11 protein-coding genes are annotated in these 15,224 nt (G+C 62.6%); 8 read left to right on the plus strand and 3 right to left on the minus strand.

The genetic code is table 11. The features are described 5' to 3' along the window. Nucleotides 1-14 precede the first annotated feature (14 nt). The 4 genes from B5P46_RS23985 to B5P46_RS24000 all read left to right on the plus strand — a co-directional run bounded on the left by B5P46_RS23985 (nt 15) and on the right by B5P46_RS24000 (nt 5,104). Nucleotides 15-800: a FadR/GntR family transcriptional regulator gene (locus B5P46_RS23985; protein WP_129420885.1), complete on the plus strand. Its 786-nt coding sequence runs from the start codon at nt 15-17 to the stop codon at nt 798-800. A gap of 164 nt (nt 801-964) precedes the next feature. Then, nucleotides 965-2,326: a bifunctional UDP-N-acetylglucosamine diphosphorylase/glucosamine-1-phosphate N-acetyltransferase GlmU gene (glmU, locus tag B5P46_RS23990; RefSeq protein WP_129420886.1), complete on the plus strand. Its 1,362-nt coding sequence runs from the start codon at nt 965-967 to the stop codon at nt 2,324-2,326. Between the two features lie 108 nt (nt 2,327-2,434). Beyond that, nucleotides 2,435-4,261 (plus strand): glutamine--fructose-6-phosphate transaminase (isomerizing), encoded by a 1,827-nt coding sequence (glmS, locus tag B5P46_RS23995; protein ID WP_129420887.1) that lies wholly within the window; start codon nt 2,435-2,437, stop codon nt 4,259-4,261. Between the two features lie 135 nt (nt 4,262-4,396). Continuing rightward, complete coding sequence (locus tag B5P46_RS24000; protein WP_129420888.1) at nt 4,397-5,104, plus strand: DUF502 domain-containing protein; 708 nt, start codon at nt 4,397-4,399, stop codon at nt 5,102-5,104. A gap of 80 nt (nt 5,105-5,184) precedes the next feature. On the opposite strand, the gene recG is transcribed toward B5P46_RS24000, so the two are convergent. After that, nucleotides 5,185-7,290, minus strand: a complete 2,106-nt coding sequence (gene recG, locus B5P46_RS24005; RefSeq protein WP_129420889.1) for an ATP-dependent DNA helicase RecG — start codon at nt 7,288-7,290, stop codon at nt 5,185-5,187. 92 nt (nt 7,291-7,382) lie between these two features. On the opposite strand from recG, the gene B5P46_RS24010 reads away from it, so the two are divergent. The 3 genes from B5P46_RS24010 (at nt 7,383) to B5P46_RS24020 (ending at nt 11,717) form a co-directional block, all read left to right on the plus strand. Beyond that, nucleotides 7,383-7,688 (plus strand): succinate dehydrogenase assembly factor 2, encoded by a 306-nt coding sequence (locus B5P46_RS24010; RefSeq protein ID WP_129420890.1) that lies wholly within the window; start codon nt 7,383-7,385, stop codon nt 7,686-7,688. Further along, a complete protein-coding gene (mfd, locus tag B5P46_RS24015; RefSeq protein ID WP_129420891.1) occupies nt 7,685-11,185 on the plus strand; it encodes a transcription-repair coupling factor in 3,501 nt (1,166 codons plus the stop codon). The genes B5P46_RS24010 and mfd overlap by 4 nt, the downstream gene beginning before the upstream one ends. A gap of 64 nt (nt 11,186-11,249) precedes the next feature. After that, a complete protein-coding gene (locus tag B5P46_RS24020) occupies nt 11,250-11,717 on the plus strand; it encodes an OsmC family protein (RefSeq protein WP_129420892.1) in 468 nt (155 codons plus the stop codon). 16 nt (nt 11,718-11,733) lie between these two features. On the opposite strand, the gene B5P46_RS24025 is transcribed toward B5P46_RS24020, so the two are convergent. Beyond that, on the minus strand, nt 11,734-12,405 hold the full coding sequence (locus B5P46_RS24025; RefSeq protein ID WP_129420893.1) for a DsbA family oxidoreductase: 672 nt from the start codon (nt 12,403-12,405) through the stop codon (nt 11,734-11,736). Nucleotides 12,406-12,471: 66 nt separating this feature from the next. Then, nucleotides 12,472-14,274 carry an extracellular solute-binding protein gene (locus B5P46_RS24030; protein WP_129420894.1) on the minus strand — a complete coding sequence of 601 codons (1,803 nt, stop codon included), beginning with the start codon at nt 14,272-14,274 and terminating at the stop codon, nt 12,472-12,474. A gap of 283 nt (nt 14,275-14,557) precedes the next feature. Between B5P46_RS24030 and B5P46_RS24035 the strand changes: the two genes are divergently transcribed. Beyond that, a complete protein-coding gene (locus B5P46_RS24035) occupies nt 14,558-15,220 on the plus strand; it encodes an invasion associated locus B family protein (RefSeq protein ID WP_020049906.1) in 663 nt (220 codons plus the stop codon). Nucleotides 15,221-15,224: the final 4 nt, after the last annotated feature.

Genomic DNA, 15,224 nt, shown 5'->3' on the forward strand with positions numbered 1-15,224 from the left:
GGGAGACGGATCGCTTGCGCTACAAATTGGACGAGACACGCAAGACGGGGCGTAGAACCCGGACGAGCCACGCGCAGGTGGTCGACGAACTCGGCAAGGCGATTGTCGCCGGCACCTATCCGGTCGGCTCGATCCTGCCAGGCGATACGGAACTGGCGCAACGCTTCAAAGTGTCCCGCACGGTGTTGCGGGAGACGATGAAGACGCTCGCCGCCAAGGGCATGGTCGTCGCCAAGGCGCGGGTCGGCACGCGTGTGACCGAAAAGAACCTCTGGAACATGTTCGACAGCGAGATCATCGCCTGGCACTTCGACAATGGCGTGACGGAGGAGTTTCTACTGCAGCTCTACGATATTCGTCTCGCCTTCGAACCTTTCGCCGCCGGTCTCGTCGCCGAGCGGGCGAATGCCGAGGAGATCGAGATGCTGCACGGGCTGGCGCTCGAGATGGCAGCGGCCGGTCATACGGCCGACAGCCTGGCACTCGCCGACCTTCGTTTTCACCTGGCGATCGCCGAAGCCTCGCACAATCCCTTCATGCGGACACTGGGCAGCCTCATCGAAGCAGCCCTCGTCGGCATGTTCAGGATGAGCACGCCGCCAACCGAAAACGGCTTCGCCAATATCGCCGATACCCATATGCGCATCGTCGATGCAATCGTTTCCGGCGATAACGCCGCCGCGCGCCGTGCGATGGAGGACGTCATCCTGGATGGCCGCCATCATGTGCACGAAGCCTTCGTGGCCCGCGGTTCCGACGCCGTCACAGGGCCGATTTCGGCCGCAATTTCACCTTTGTGAAGGCTTTGCTTATCGATAGCGCCACGCGTCCTTTCGAGAGCCGCAAAGGACGCTGCAGCACTTTGAATGGCTGCATAATTTATCCTTAAATCGATTCCGATTTAGGGAATTTTGCAGTATGAGGCGATAAAGCCGCCTCATGGCGCGGATTCGCGGAGCAAATCATGGAACGCACTTGTCTTGCCGTCATCCTTGCCGCCGGTGACAGCACGCGGATGAAATCCTCGAAATCGAAGGTCCTGCATCCGGTCGCCGGTCGGCCGATGATCGCCCATGTCGTCGAGGCGGTCGCCTCCGCCGGCATCTCGTCCGTCGCCCTTGTCGTCGGCCGTGATGCCGAGGATGTGGCAAAGGCGGCAAGCATCGACGGCGTCGGCATCGAGTCCTATCTGCAGAAGGAACGCCTCGGCACCGGCCACGCGGTGCTGGCGTCCCGCGACGCGATCGCCAAGGGTTATGACGATATCCTCGTCACCTATGGCGACGTGCCGCTGCAAACCGACGGACCGCTGAAGGCCGCCCGCCAGGGCCTTGCCGATGGCAGCGATGTCGTCGTCATTGGCTTCCACACCGACCGCCCGACCGGCTACGGCCGCCTGCTCGTCAAGGATGGCGAACTCATCGCCATTCGCGAGGAGAAGGATGCGACCGATGCCGAGCGCACCGTCACCTGGTGCAACAGCGGGTTGATGGCGATCAACGGCAGAAAGGCGCTCGATCTTCTCTCGAGCATCGGCAACGCCAATGCCAAGGGTGAATTCTATCTGACCGATCTTGTCGAGATCGCCCGTTCGCTCGGCGGACGCGTCACCGCCGTCGATGCTCCTGAGATCGAGATGACCGGCTGCAACACCCGTGCCGAACTCGCCGTCATCGAGCGCTTCTGGCAGGAGCGCCGCCGCCACCAGATGATGCTTTCAGGCGTCACCATGATCGCGCCGGAAACGGTTTTTCTCTCCTACGATACCGTCATCGGCCAGGATGCGCTGATCGAGCCGAACGTCGTCTTCGGTCCCGGCGCGGTGATCGACAGTGGCGCCGTCATCCATGCCTTTTCGCATATCGAAGGCGCGCATGTCAGCCAGGGCGCGACGGTCGGCCCCTTTGCGCGGCTGCGGCCGGGTGCGGATCTCGGTGCCGGTTCGAAGGTCGGCAATTTCTGCGAGGTCAAGAACGGCCGGCTGGGCGAGGGCGCCAAGGTCAACCACCTCACCTATATCGGTGATGCCGTCATCGGCGCCGGCAGCAATATCGGCGCCGGCACGATCACCTGCAACTATGACGGCGTCAACAAGAGCGAGACGGTAATCGGCGAAAACGCCTTCATCGGTTCCAACTCCTCGCTGGTCGCGCCGGTGACGATCGGCGACGGCGCCTATATCGCCTCCGGCAGTGTCATCACCGCCAACGTGCCGGCCGACGCGCTGGCGCTCGGCCGTGCCCGGCAGGAAATCAAGCCCGGCCGCGCGACGCTGCTGCGCGAACGCGCGCTCGCCATCAAGGCGGCGAAGAAGGCGAAAGCCTGACCGGCCTTGCGTAACCGGCGGAAATTCAAAGTGACCGCCGAGGTGATTGAGAAATAAGCAGGAATCGTTAGGACTGGCCTCATTGTTGAGGCCTAGTGGGGATGTTGCATGTGTGGAATTGTGGGGATCGTCGGAACTGCGCCTGTCGCCGGGCGCCTGGTCGATGCGCTGAAGCGTCTCGAATATCGCGGTTACGATTCTTCCGGTGTCGCCACCATTCATGACGGCGTGATGGATCGCCGCCGCGCCGAGGGCAAGCTGTTCAATTTGGAAAAGCGCCTCGACAGCGAACCGCTGCCCGGCACCGTCGGCATCGCCCACACGCGCTGGGCGACCCATGGCGTTCCGAACGAGACCAATGCCCATCCGCATTTCGTCGAAGGCGTAGCCGTCGTCCATAATGGCATCATCGAGAACTTCTCCGAGCTTCGCGACGAACTGACGGAAGTGGGCTCGGTCTTCGAAACCCAGACCGATACCGAGGTGGTCGCCCATCTGATGGCGAAATACCTGCGCGAAGGCCTGGAGCCCCGCGACGCCATGCTGAAGATGCTGAACCGGGTGACCGGCGCCTATGCGCTGGCCATCATGCTCAAGGCTCATCCCGGCACGATCATGGCTGCCCGTTCCGGACCGCCGCTTGCCGTCGGCTACGGCCGCGGCGAGATGTTCCTCGGCTCGGACGCGATCGCACTTTCGCCCTTCACCAACGAGATCACCTATCTCGTCGACGGCGATTTCGCCGTCCTCACCCGAGATGGCGTCTCGGTGCTCGATTTCGCCGGCAAGCCGGTCAAACGCGCCCGCCAGATCTCGCAGGCGACTGCCTATGTCGTCGACAAGGGCAACCATCGCCACTTCATGGAAAAGGAAATCTACGAGCAGCCGGAGGTGATCTCCCACGCGCTCAGCCACTATGTCGATTTCGCCGAGAACACGATCGGCGCCAATGCCGCCGCGATCGACTTCAAGGCAGCGACTGGCCTGGCGATCTCGGCCTGCGGCACGGCCTATCTCGCCGGCCTCGTCGGCAAATACTGGTTCGAGCGTTATGCCCGCCTGCCTGTCGAGATCGACGTCGCCTCCGAATTCCGCTATCGCGAAATGCCGCTGTCGCCGTCGCAGGCCGCACTCTTCATCTCGCAGTCCGGTGAGACCGCCGATACGCTGGCATGCTTGCGCTATTGCCGGGACAACGGGTTGAAGATCGGCGCCGTCGTCAATGTCCGCGAATCAACAATCGCGCGTGAATCCGATGCCGTCTTCCCGATCATGGCCGGCCCCGAAATCGGCGTCGCCTCGACCAAGGCCTTCACCTGCCAGCTCGCCGTGCTGGCAGCGTTGGCGATCGGCGCCGGCAAGGCGCGCGGCACGGTGAGTGCAGACGAGGAGAGGGCGCTGGTGCGCCATCTCGCCGAAATGCCGCGCATCATGAGCCGGGTGCTGAACCTCATCCAGCCGCAGATGGAAAGCCTGTCGCGCGAGCTGTCGAAGTGCAAGGACGTGCTCTATCTCGGCCGCGGCACCAGCTTCCCGCTTGCCATGGAAGGTGCGCTGAAGCTCAAGGAAATCTCCTATATCCACGCCGAAGGTTACGCCGCCGGCGAATTGAAGCACGGACCAATCGCGCTGATCGACGAGAATATGCCTGTCATCGTCATCGCCCCTTACGACCGCTTCTTCGAAAAGACCGTCTCGAACATGCAGGAGGTCGCAGCCCGCGGCGGCCGCATCATCTTCATTACCGACGAGGCCGGTGCAGCGGCCTCGAAACTGCCGACCATGGCGACGATCACCCTGCCTGTGGTCGACGAAATCATCGCGCCGATGATCTTCTCGCTGCCGATCCAACTGCTCGCCTATCACACCGCCGTCTTCATGGGCACCGATGTCGATCAGCCGCGCAACCTGGCGAAATCCGTGACCGTGGAATAAGCCTGTAACGCCGCGACCTTCGCTTCGAAACATATTGTGCGGGACCCCGAATTCTGGCAATTTTGGTCTGCGGACAAGGGGGAAGGGCCGGCGTTCCGGCCTGTCCAGGACTGAGATGGAGTTCATCAGGAAACGATGACCGACAACACCCCCAGAATGCCGGTCGCGACCCGGCTGAGAAATAATTTTCTCGCAGGGCTGATCATCTGCGCGCCGATCGCGATTACCATCTGGCTGACCTGGACCTTCATCCATTGGTCGGACAGCTGGGTCCGGCCCTATATTCCGGCGCGCTGGAATCCGGAAAGCTATCTCAATTTCGCCATTCCCGGTTTCGGCCTGCTGATCGCCGTCGTGCTGATCACCGTCGTCGGCTTCCTCGGCAAGAACCTCATTGGCCAGAGCATCGTCCGTTTCGGCGAATCGATCGTTCAGCGCATGCCGCTGGTCCGCACGGTCTACAGAAGCGTGAAGCAGATTTTCGAAACCGTGCTGAAGGAACAGGCGAACTCCTTCAAGAAGGTCGGCCTCATCGAATATCCGGGTCCCGGCCTCTGGGCACTGATCTTCATCGCCACCGACGCCAAGGGCGAAATCGCTTCGAAGTTCAATGCCATGGGCCAGGATATGGTCGCCGTCTTCCTGCCGCCGACGCCGGTGCCGACAGCCGGCTTCCTCATCTTCGTGCCACGCGAGAAGATCGTCATGCTCGATATGTCGCCGGAAGACGCCGCCAAGTTCCTGATTTCGGGCGGGCTCGTCGCGCCGGAACACAAGCCGGCCGATCCCCAGCAGAAGCATTTGCCGCGGCCAAAGCCGGTGGCAGTTTCCAAAGCGGAATGATGCATGTCGCCCAAAAGTGTTCAGCGGTTTTGGGTAACGACATGCATAGAACAAAGACTTAAAGCGCGCCGTAGCGCGCTTTATCCAGCCCTAAGAAAACGGATCGCCTCGTCGCGGCGGAAAAGATAGAGCAGGGTGCGGATCGCCGTTCCCCTCTCCGTGGTCAATTCCGGATCGCGCTCGATGAGATAGGCGGCATCCTTGCGGGCGATTTCCAGCAGGTCGGCATGTGCTTCCAGGCTAGCGATGCGGAAACCCGGCGTACCGGATTGCCTCGTGCCGAGCAATTCGCCTTCACCGCGCAGCTTCAAGTCCTCTTCTGCAATGCGGAAGCCATCTTCCGTCTCCCGCATAATCGAAAGCCTGGCATGGCCGGTCTCGCCGAGCGGCCCCTTATAGAGCAGGATGCAGGTCGAAGCCTCGTCGCCGCGCCCGACCCGGCCGCGCAGCTGATGCAATTGCGCCAGGCCGAAGCGTTCGGCATGTTCGATCACCATGATCGTCGCATCCGGCACGTCGACACCGACCTCGACGACGGTCGTGGCGACGAGCAGCCGGGTCTCGCCATTCTTGAACGCCATCATCGCCGCATCCTTCTCCGGTCCGCTCATGCGACCGTGGATGAGGCCGATGCCCGGGCCAAGTGCCGCGACCAGTGTCGCATGCCGCTCTTCGGCCGACATCAGGTCGAGCTCTTCGGATTCCTCGACCAGCGGGCAGATCCAGTAGGCCTTCTTACCCTCGGCGATTGCGCTTTGCAGGCGTCCGACGATTTCGCCGGTCCGTTCCATCGGCACGGTGATCGTCTGGATCGGCTTGCGGCCGGCCGGTTTCTCGGTGAGCTTGGAGACGTCCATATCGCCGAAGGCGGCAAGCACCAGCGTGCGCGGGATCGGCGTCGCCGTCATGACCAGCATGTGCGGCGAGAGGCCCTTGGCCGTCAGCCGCAGCCGCTGATGCACGCCGAAACGGTGCTGCTCGTCGACGACGGCAAGCATCAGATTGGCGTAGGCGACGCTGTCCTGGAACAGCGCATGCGTGCCGATGACGATCTGGGCGGCACCCGAGGCGATTCGCTCCAGGATTTCTTCCCGTTCGCGTCCCTTGGTGCGCCCGGTCAGCACCTCGATGCCGAGCCAGGCAGAGGCGGCGAATTTCGAGATCGTCGCGTGGTGCTGCCGCGCCAGGATTTCGGTCGGCGCCATCAGCACGGCCTGGCCGCCGCTCTCGATCACCGCCGCCATCGCCATCAGCGCCACCAGCGTCTTGCCGGAACCGACATCGCCCTGCAGCAGCCGCAGCATGCGCTCGTTGCCGGCCATGTCCTTCAAAACCTCGGCGATCGCCTCGTTCTGGCTGCCGGTGAGCGAGAAGGGCAAGGTCTTCAGGATCTTGCTGCCGATGGTGCCGGTCGCATGCACCGGCTGGCCCGCCACCTTGCGCAACCTCTGCCGCACCAGGCTCAGCGACAGCTGGCCGGCGAGGAACTCGTCATAGGCAAGCCGCCGCCGGGCAGGGGCCTGCGGGTCGATATCGGTGGGATCGCGCGGCTCGTGCAGCATGTGGAAACTGTCGCGGATCGACGGCAGTCCCTGTTTCTCAGTCAAGGCCAGGTCGATCCATTCCGGCAGCTCGGGAAAACGCGGCAGGCCGGCGTCGATGATCTTGCGCAGCGTCTTCGGCGAGAGCCCCGCCGTCAGCGGATAGATCGGTTCGACCAGCGGCAGGCTCTCCGCCTCGTCGGCTCGGACGATATAATCGGGATGTACCATCGAGGCGCGGCCGTTGAACCAGTCGATCTTGCCGCTGACCGTCACCTCCGCATCTATCGGCAGCTGCTTTTCCAGCCACGCCGCCTGTCCGCGGAAGAAGACCAGCGTCAGCTCGCCGGTCTCGTCATGCAGGAAGACGCGGTAGGGGATATTGCTTCTGCCGCCCGGCGGCACCTGGTGGCGGTCGACGCGCGCCGTGATCGTCACGATCGCGCCGTGCTGCGCGCGCGCGATTCCAGGCTGGTTGCGTCTGTCGATCAGCGAAAAGGGCGCGTGGAAGAGCAGGTCGATCACCCGGCAATCTTCCAGCGTCTCGCGCCCGAGCAGCTTGACCAGCAGGTCGGCGATCTTCGGGCCGACGCCTGGAAGGCCCGAAATGGGGGAAAACAGAGGATCGAGAATGGCGGGGCGCATGCGGCCAAAATGCGATGAACAATGCGGCCTTGGCAAGGCTGACAAGCCGCTTTCGAGGGTCTATAGAGGCGCATCAACAGGAAGGTAATGCCATGACAGGTGTCACGCTCACGAGTGCCGGTCTCGACCCGCGCCGCCGCAGAATCCTTTTCCGCTGCTGGCATCGCGGCATCCGCGAGATGGATCTGGTCTTCGGCCAGTTCGCCGAAGCCGAGGTCGCGACTCTGTCGGAAGCCGAACTCGACGAGTTCGAGACGATCATGGCGGAAGAGGACAATGATCTCGTCCGCTGGATCATGGGAACATGGCCGGTGCCCGAGCGTTTCCAGACACCGGTGTTTGCGCGCATCGCCGCCTACAAGCCCGATTTTGACAAGCCCCTCAGGACGCCGGAATGATCCCTGGTTTCGATGCGAAGAAGCTTGCGGCCATTGCCGAGCCGCTGACGATCGGCAATGTGCCGGCAGGTCTTGAAACGCTGCTGCTCGCCGAACTCGCCCGAACGGGAGAGCCGGTCGCCTATGTCATGTCCGACGGCCATCGCATGGCCGATCTCGAACAGATGCTGGGCTTCGTCGCCCCCGACATTCCGGTTCTCACCTTGCCGGCCTGGGACTGTCTGCCCTATGACCGCGTCTCGCCGAGCGCCGACACCTCGGCCCGCCGGCTTGCCGCCCTCGGCGGCCTCATCGCCCATCGCAAGAAGCCGCATGCGGCAATCGTGCTCGTCACCGCCAATGCCATGCTGCAGAAGGTGGCGCCGCAGGATGTCATCGAAAGCCTGAGCTTTTCGGCTCGTCCCGGCAACCAGCTGCGCATGGACGATCTCGCCGGCCGCCTGGAGCGCAATGGCTTCGAGCGGGTCGCCACCGTTCGCGAAGTCGGCGAATATGCCGTGCGCGGCGGCATTCTCGACGTCTTCGTACCGGGTTCGGAAGAGCCGGTCCGCCTCGATTTCTTCGGCGACACGCTGGAGAGCATCCGCAGCTTCGATCCGGCCAGCCAGCGCACGACGGGGCAGGTGCGCTCCCTCGATCTCAACCCGATGAGCGAGGTGACGCTGACGCCCGATACGATCAGCCGTTTCCGCAAGAATTACCTCTCCGCTTTCGGCGCGACCACCCGCGACGACGCGCTCTATCTTGCCGTCTCCGAAGGCCGCCGTTACCCCGGCATGGAGCACTGGCTGCCGCTTTTCTACGAGAAGCTCGATACCGTCTTCGATTATCTCAGCGGCTTCCGGATTGTCATCGACCATACGGTGCGTGAGGCAGCCGAAGAGCGCTCCAAGCTCGTTTTCGACTATTACGACGCCCGCCTGAACTCCGGCCAGCCGGCCAAGGGGATGACGCAGGGCACGCCCTACAAGCCGGTGACGCCGGGCCAGCTCTATCTCGACAGCAAGCTTTTCGTCAAAACCCTCGACGCGCTGGGCGCGATCCGCATCAGCCCCTTCAACGAGCATGAGGGCGAGGCGCGGCGGGTCGTCAATGTCGACGCCCGTCAGGGCCAGCGCTGGGCGCGCTCGAATGCCGAAGGCGGCGGCGATGCCGAACGCATCAACATCTTCGACGTCGTCGTCAAGCATATTGCCGACCGCCGTGCCGCCGGCGCGAAAGTGCTCGTCACCGCCTGGACCGAAGGCTCGCTCGAACGCCTGCTGCAGGTGCTGAACGAGCACGGCCTGGAAAAGGTCAAGCCGATCGAGGCGCTGAAGGATGTCGGCTCGCTGGCGAGAGGCGAGGCGGCTGCCGCCGTGCTCAGCCTCGAAGCCGGCTTCGAGGCCGGCGACCTCGTCGTCATCGGCGAGCAGGATATCCTCGGCGACCGCATGGTGCGCCGCTCCAAGCGCCGCAAGCGCGCAGCCGATTTCATCTCGGAAGTCGCGGGCCTCGACGAGGGCTCTATCGTCGTCCACGCCGAACATGGTATCGGCCGCTTTATAGGGCTGAGGACCATCGAGGCGGCAGGCGCTCCGCATGCCTGCCTCGAACTGCAATATGCCGACGAGGCCAAGCTTTTCCTGCCGGTCGAAAACATCGATCTTCTTTCGCGCTACGGCGGCGAGGGCACCGAGGCGCAACTCGACAAGCTCGGCGGCGGCGCCTGGCAGATGCGCAAGGCCAAGCTCAAGAAGCGCCTGCTCGATATGGCCGATGCGCTGATCCGCATCGCTGCCGAGCGTCTCACGCGCCACGCGCCGATGCTGACGACGCCGGAAGGCCTCTATGACGAATTTGCCGCCCGCTTCCCCTATGACGAGACCGAAGACCAGGATAACGCCATCGAGGCGGTGCGCTCCGATCTCGCCGCCGGCCGGCCGATGGACCGTCTGGTCTGCGGCGACGTCGGCTTCGGCAAGACCGAAGTGGCGCTGCGCGCCGCCTTCGTCGCCGCGATGAACGGTGCCCAGGTTGCCGTCGTCGTGCCGACGACACTGCTTTCCCGCCAGCATTTCAAGACCTTCTCCGACCGTTTCCGCGGTCTGCCGGTGCGCATCCAGCAGGCCTCGCGCCTCGTCGGCGCCAAGGAGCTGGCGCTGACCAAGAAGGAAGTGGCGGAAGGCAAGACCGATATCGTCGTCGGCACGCATGCGCTGCTTGGCGCCGGCATCAAATTCGCCAATCTCGGCCTCCTCGTCATCGACGAGGAGCAGCATTTCGGCGTCAAGCACAAGGAGCGGCTGAAGGAGCTGAAGAGCGACGTGCATGTGCTGACGCTGTCGGCAACGCCGATCCCGCGCACGCTGCAGCTTGCCATGACCGGTGTGCGCGAGCTGTCGCTGATCACCACGCCGCCGGTCGACCGCATGGCGGTACGCACCTTCATCTCGCCCTTCGATAGCCTGGTGATCCGCGAGACGCTGATGCGCGAGCATTATCGCGGCGGCCAGAGCTTCTATGTCTGCCCGCGCCTCGCCGATCTCGAGGATGTGCATGCCTTCCTGCAATCGGATGTGCCGGAGCTGAAGGTCGCCGTCGCCCATGGCCAGATGCCGGCCGGCGAACTGGAAGACATCATGAACGCCTTTTATGAAGGCCGCTACGACGTGTTGTTGTCCACAACCATCGTCGAATCCGGCCTCGACGTGCCCACGGCCAATACGCTGATCGTCCACCGGGCCGATATGTTCGGCCTTGCCCAGCTCTATCAGCTGCGTGGCCGCGTCGGCCGCTCGAAGGTGCGCGCTTTTGCGCTCTTCACCCTGCCGGTCAACAAGGTGCTGACGGCAACCGCAGAGCGTCGCCTCAAGGTGCTGCAGTCGCTGGATACGCTCGGCGCCGGCTTCCAGCTGGCAAGCCACGACCTCGATATCCGCGGCGCCGGCAATCTGCTCGGCGAGGAACAGTCCGGCCACATCAAGGAGGTCGGTTTCGAGCTCTACCAGCAGATGCTGGAAGAGGCGGTCGCCGAGGTCAAGGGTGTCGACGAGATCCACGATACCGGCTGGTCACCGCAGATATCGGTCGGCACGACGGTGATGATCCCGGAAGGCTACGTGCCCGACCTGCATCTGCGCATGGCGCTCTACCGCCGCCTCGGCGAAATCACCGAGCTCAAGGAGATCGACGGCTTCGGCGCCGAGATGATCGACCGCTTCGGGCCGATGCCGATCGAAGTCCAGCATCTGCTGAAGATCGTCTACATCAAGTCGCTCTGCCGCACCGCCAATGTCGAAAAGCTTGATGCCGGCCCGAAGGGCGTCGTCGTGCAGTTCCGCAACAAGGAATTTCCCAACCCGGCAAACCTCGTCGGTTATATCGGCAAGCAGGGCACGATGGCGAAGATCCGCCCCGATCACAGTCTGTTCCTGACTCGAGACCTGCCGACGTCGGAAAAACGCCTGCAGGGGGCGGCGGTCATCATGACGCAACTGGCAGAACTCGCGAAATAGAGCAATTCCAGCAAAAGTGTGCCGCGGTTTTGCGTCCGGAATTGCGTGGAAAAGGGAGATGGAGATGGCGACATACGGCGCAACGATTGCCTGGCAGCGTAACGGCGAGACCTTCACCGACAACCGCTATAGCCGCACCCACCGCTGGACCTTCGACGGCGGCATCGAGGTGAGGGCGTCCTCTTCCGCGCATGTCGTCCCGCTGCCCTATTCAGCCGAGGATGCCGTTGATCCGGAAGAGGCTTTCGTCGCCTCGCTCTCCAGCTGCCACATGCTCTGGTTCCTGTCGCTCGCCGCCAAACAGCGCTTTTGCGTCGACAGCTACACCGATGCCGCCGAGGGCGTCATGGAAAAGAATGCCGAAGGCCGCCTTGCCATGACCATCGTGACGCTCCGTCCCCATGTCGTCTTCAGCGGCGAAAAGCAGCCCTCGCTAAGCGAGCTTGAAGCCCTGCACCATCGCGCCCACGACGAATGTTTCATCGCCAATTCGGTGAAGACCGAGGTGCGCTGCGTTCCGGTTCTGGGCTGAACCTGGGCCGTCAGCGTCAGTTGAGGCCTGATCGCGCCTCGGCTTTCGCCTTGGCGATATCGCGCAACGCATTCGCCAGCACCTCAGGCGTCTGTGCGCCGCTGACGGCGTATTGCTGGTCGAAGATGAAGAACGGCACGCCGTTGACGCCCATCTCCTGGGCCGCCTTGATCTCGGCGACGATCAGATCGCGGTCGGCATCGGAGGCAAGCAGTGAGGCGATGACCGAGCGGTCGAGGCCTGATTTTTCGGCGATATCGAGCAGCACAGCATGGTCGCCGACATTGCGGCCTTCCTCGAAATTCGCCTTGAACAGAGCGGCAACGACCTTGTCCTGCTTCTCGCGGCCTTCGATCATCGCCCAGTGGATCAACCGATGCGCATCGAGCGTGTTCGGGCCGATCCTGATCGCTTCGAAATCGAAGGCGATGCCGACCTCGCGGCCGTAATCGGTGAGCATCTTATGCGCCTGCGCCACGCGCTCCTCGCCGCCGAGCTTCTCAGCCAGCGCCTTCTTCTGGTCGACGCCTTCCTTGGGATAGTCGGGGTTGAGCCGGTACGGCCGCCAGTTGATGTCGACGCCGATCTCGTCCTGCACCTCGGCGATGGCGAGCTCCAGCCGCGCCTTGCCGAGATAGCACCAGGGGCAGACGACATCCGAGACGACGTCGATGGTGATACGCTCCATGATGATTTTCCTTATTCTGTGCGTCTCCCAAAGGAGACATTCAAGCCGAGGCGGTCCGGCTGCTTCTTATTGGGCGCTGGTATCCCACCATAGCGGCAGCTGGTAGCCGTAGAGCGGCACCGTGTCGGGATGGCCGATGCGTTTGCTGCGCGCCACCCATTGCTGACCCATATGATAGAGCGGTAGCACGTAATGGCTGGACAGCAGCAGCCGGTCGTAGGAGCGCACCGCCGCGGTGAAATCCTCGGCCGAGCGCGCCCGGAGCAGGTGATCGATCAACGCATCGAGATCGGGGTCGGCAGCGCCGGCGAAACTGTCGCTGCCTTCGCGGGTCTTGGCGGCCGAAGACCAGCGGCCGAGCTGTTCGTTTCCAGGCGATAGCGAGGACGTATAGGATTTCATGATCATGTCGTAGTCGAAGCTGTTCGTCCGGCTCTGATACTGCGAATCGTCGACGGTGCGGATCGAAGCGGCGATGCCGATCGTCTGCAGCGACCGCTGATAGGCGACGGCGAGCTTCTCCTGGTCGGCATTCTGCGTCATGATCTCGAAGGCGAGTTGCCGGCCGGAGGCATCGAGCATCTTGCCGCCCTGGATTGTATAGCCGCCCTGTTTCAGTTGCTCGACGGCCTGTTTCAGCACATTGCGGTCGCGGCCAGAGCCGTCGGTGACCGGCAGCTTGTAGGTGCCGTCGAGAATCTCCGGCGCAATTTTGTCCTTGATCGGCCCGAGCAGGGCAAGCTCGGCCGCATTGGCGGGAACCCCGAAACTCGACAGCTCGGAATTCTGCCAGAAGCTTTGGGTGCGTTTATAGGCACCGGAATAGAGATTCTTGTTCGCCCATTCGAAATCGAACACCAGCGACAGGCCTTCGCGCACCTTGGGATCGGCAAAGATCGGTCGGCGCGTGTTGAACACGAAGCCGAGCATGCCGCTCGGCAGTTTCGGTGTGAACACGTCCTTGACCACAGCCCCCGAGGTGACGGCGGGGAAATTATAGGCATTGGCCCAATGACCGGGATTGCCGTCCGGATAGATGTCGACATCGCCCTTCTTGAAGGCCTCGAACAGCGTCGTATCCTGCAGGAAATACTGGACGGTGATCTGGTCGTAATTGTCGGTGCCGACCTTGGCGGGAATGTCTTTGCCCCAGTAATCCGGATCGCGCTCATAGGTGATGCTCTCGCCGGGCTTCACCGTCTTCACCTTGTAGGGACCGGAGCCGACCGGCGGCGTCAGCGACGAACGGTCGAAGGTTTCCAGATCGATTGCATGTTTAGGCAGCACCGGGAACAGGCCGAAGATCAGCGGCGTCTCGCGGTCGGCCTTGTCGTTGAAGGTGAAGCGCACGCTGCGCTCGCCGACCTTCTCCATCTTGGCGACGACGTTGAGGCGGTTGGCGAAGGGCACGCGGCCCTTGTCGCGCATCAGCTCGAAGGTGAACATCACATCCTCGGGCGTTACCGGCTGGCCATCGGTCCATTTCGCCTTCGGATTGAGGTTGAATTGAATGAAGCTCCGGTCGTCGTCCCATTCGACCGTTTCGGCGAGCAGGCCGTAGAGTGTGAAGGGCTCGTCCCTGGAGCGCTGCATCAGCGATTCGTAGACGAGATTGCCATAATCCGGATCCCACATGCCGCGCGCCGTCGTGCGCATGCTCTTCAGGATGAAGGGGTTGAGGTTGTCAAAGGTGCCGACGACGCCATAGGTGATCTTGCCGCCCTTTTTCACGTCGGGATTGACGTAAGGGAAGTGTTTGTAATCCGGCGGCAAAGCCGGCTCGCCATGCATCGCGATGCCGTGCAGCGGCTCGGCAGCGACAGTGCCGCACAGCAGCGAGAAGAAGAGGGGGACGACAATCCGGAGCATTCGGCAATCCTTGATCCGTGAAAACGGGCATGATTCACGCCAAGATTATCATGGGGTCGACCGATTCCAACACGGAGCGGCGATTTCTTTGGCATCGCGACGAAATGCACCTCAAATTGCCAAAGAAATGCTGGATATCTTGAACGCTGCGATGTAACAGGTGAACCCGAAGTTTAGGGGTCATGCATTTGCCTTATTTTTTTAAGAGGTGGAGTGCCGAACGACCCGATGGTTGGGGCGGCAAGACGCTGCCCCGAACGGATATCAGGAGACGGAATTCGTTATGATGTTCAAGTCTGAAAAGAAAATGCGGGCAGCACTGTCCGTTCTGGCAGTGGTGTTCGGCGCTTCGGCTCCGGTCTCCTCCTTCGCACAGGATGCGGCGGCACAGGCTCCGGCCGATGCCCCGGCACAGGCCGCAGGAGCGCCGAAGCTCGGCTGGTACAAGACCTGCAGCAAGCAGGAAGACAACGACATCTGTGTTGTCCAGAACCTGATCCTCGCCAATGGCGGCCAGCTCGTCACGGCCGTCGGCCTGATCTCGGTTTCCGGCAAGATCAACCGCAAGCTCCTGCAGGTCTCGGTTCCCACGGCACGCCTCGTTCCTCCCGGCGTCATCATGCAGATCGACGGCGGCAAGGGTCAGAAGCTCGACTACGCCGTCTGCCTGCCGGACAAGTGCACGGCCGAAATTCCGCTGACCGACGCGATGATCGCCAGCCTCAAGAAGGGCAGCGACGTGATCTTCACTTCGATCAACTTCCGCCGCGCCCCGAACCCGATCAAGATTTCGCTCGAAGGCTTCACCGGCGCTTATGACGGCGAACCGGTTTCCGAATCCAAGCTCGCTGAAAGCCAGCGCAGCCTGCAGGAAGGCATGCAGAAGAAGGCCGAGGAAGCCCGCAAGAAGCTGGAAGATGCCCAGAAGGCAGCCAAAGCGCAGTAATCCT

The organism is Rhizobium leguminosarum (genome assembly GCF_004123835.1).
GTDB lineage: Bacteria > Pseudomonadota > Alphaproteobacteria > Rhizobiales > Rhizobiaceae > Rhizobium > Rhizobium leguminosarum_M.

Bases quoted from the DNA above. Each gene is read 5' to 3' on its own strand.
- glmU (WP_129420886.1), top strand. From the start codon at position 965: ATGGAACGCACTTGTCTTGCCGTCATCCTTGCCGCCGGTGACAGCACG.
- glmS (WP_129420887.1), top strand. From the start codon at position 2,435: ATGTGTGGAATTGTGGGGATCGTCGGAACTGCGCCTGTCGCCGGGCGC.
- B5P46_RS24000 (WP_129420888.1), top strand. From the start codon at position 4,397: ATGACCGACAACACCCCCAGAATGCCGGTCGCGACCCGGCTGAGAAAT.
- recG (WP_129420889.1), bottom strand. From the start codon at position 7,290: ATGCGCCCCGCCATTCTCGATCCTCTGTTTTCCCCCATTTCGGGCCTT.
- B5P46_RS24010 (WP_129420890.1), top strand. From the start codon at position 7,383: ATGACAGGTGTCACGCTCACGAGTGCCGGTCTCGACCCGCGCCGCCGC.
- mfd (WP_129420891.1), top strand. From the start codon at position 7,685: ATGATCCCTGGTTTCGATGCGAAGAAGCTTGCGGCCATTGCCGAGCCG.
- B5P46_RS24020 (WP_129420892.1), top strand. From the start codon at position 11,250: ATGGCGACATACGGCGCAACGATTGCCTGGCAGCGTAACGGCGAGACC.
- B5P46_RS24025 (WP_129420893.1), bottom strand. From the start codon at position 12,405: ATGGAGCGTATCACCATCGACGTCGTCTCGGATGTCGTCTGCCCCTGG.
- B5P46_RS24030 (WP_129420894.1), bottom strand. From the start codon at position 14,274: ATGCTCCGGATTGTCGTCCCCCTCTTCTTCTCGCTGCTGTGCGGCACT.
- B5P46_RS24035 (WP_020049906.1), top strand. From the start codon at position 14,558: ATGATGTTCAAGTCTGAAAAGAAAATGCGGGCAGCACTGTCCGTTCTG.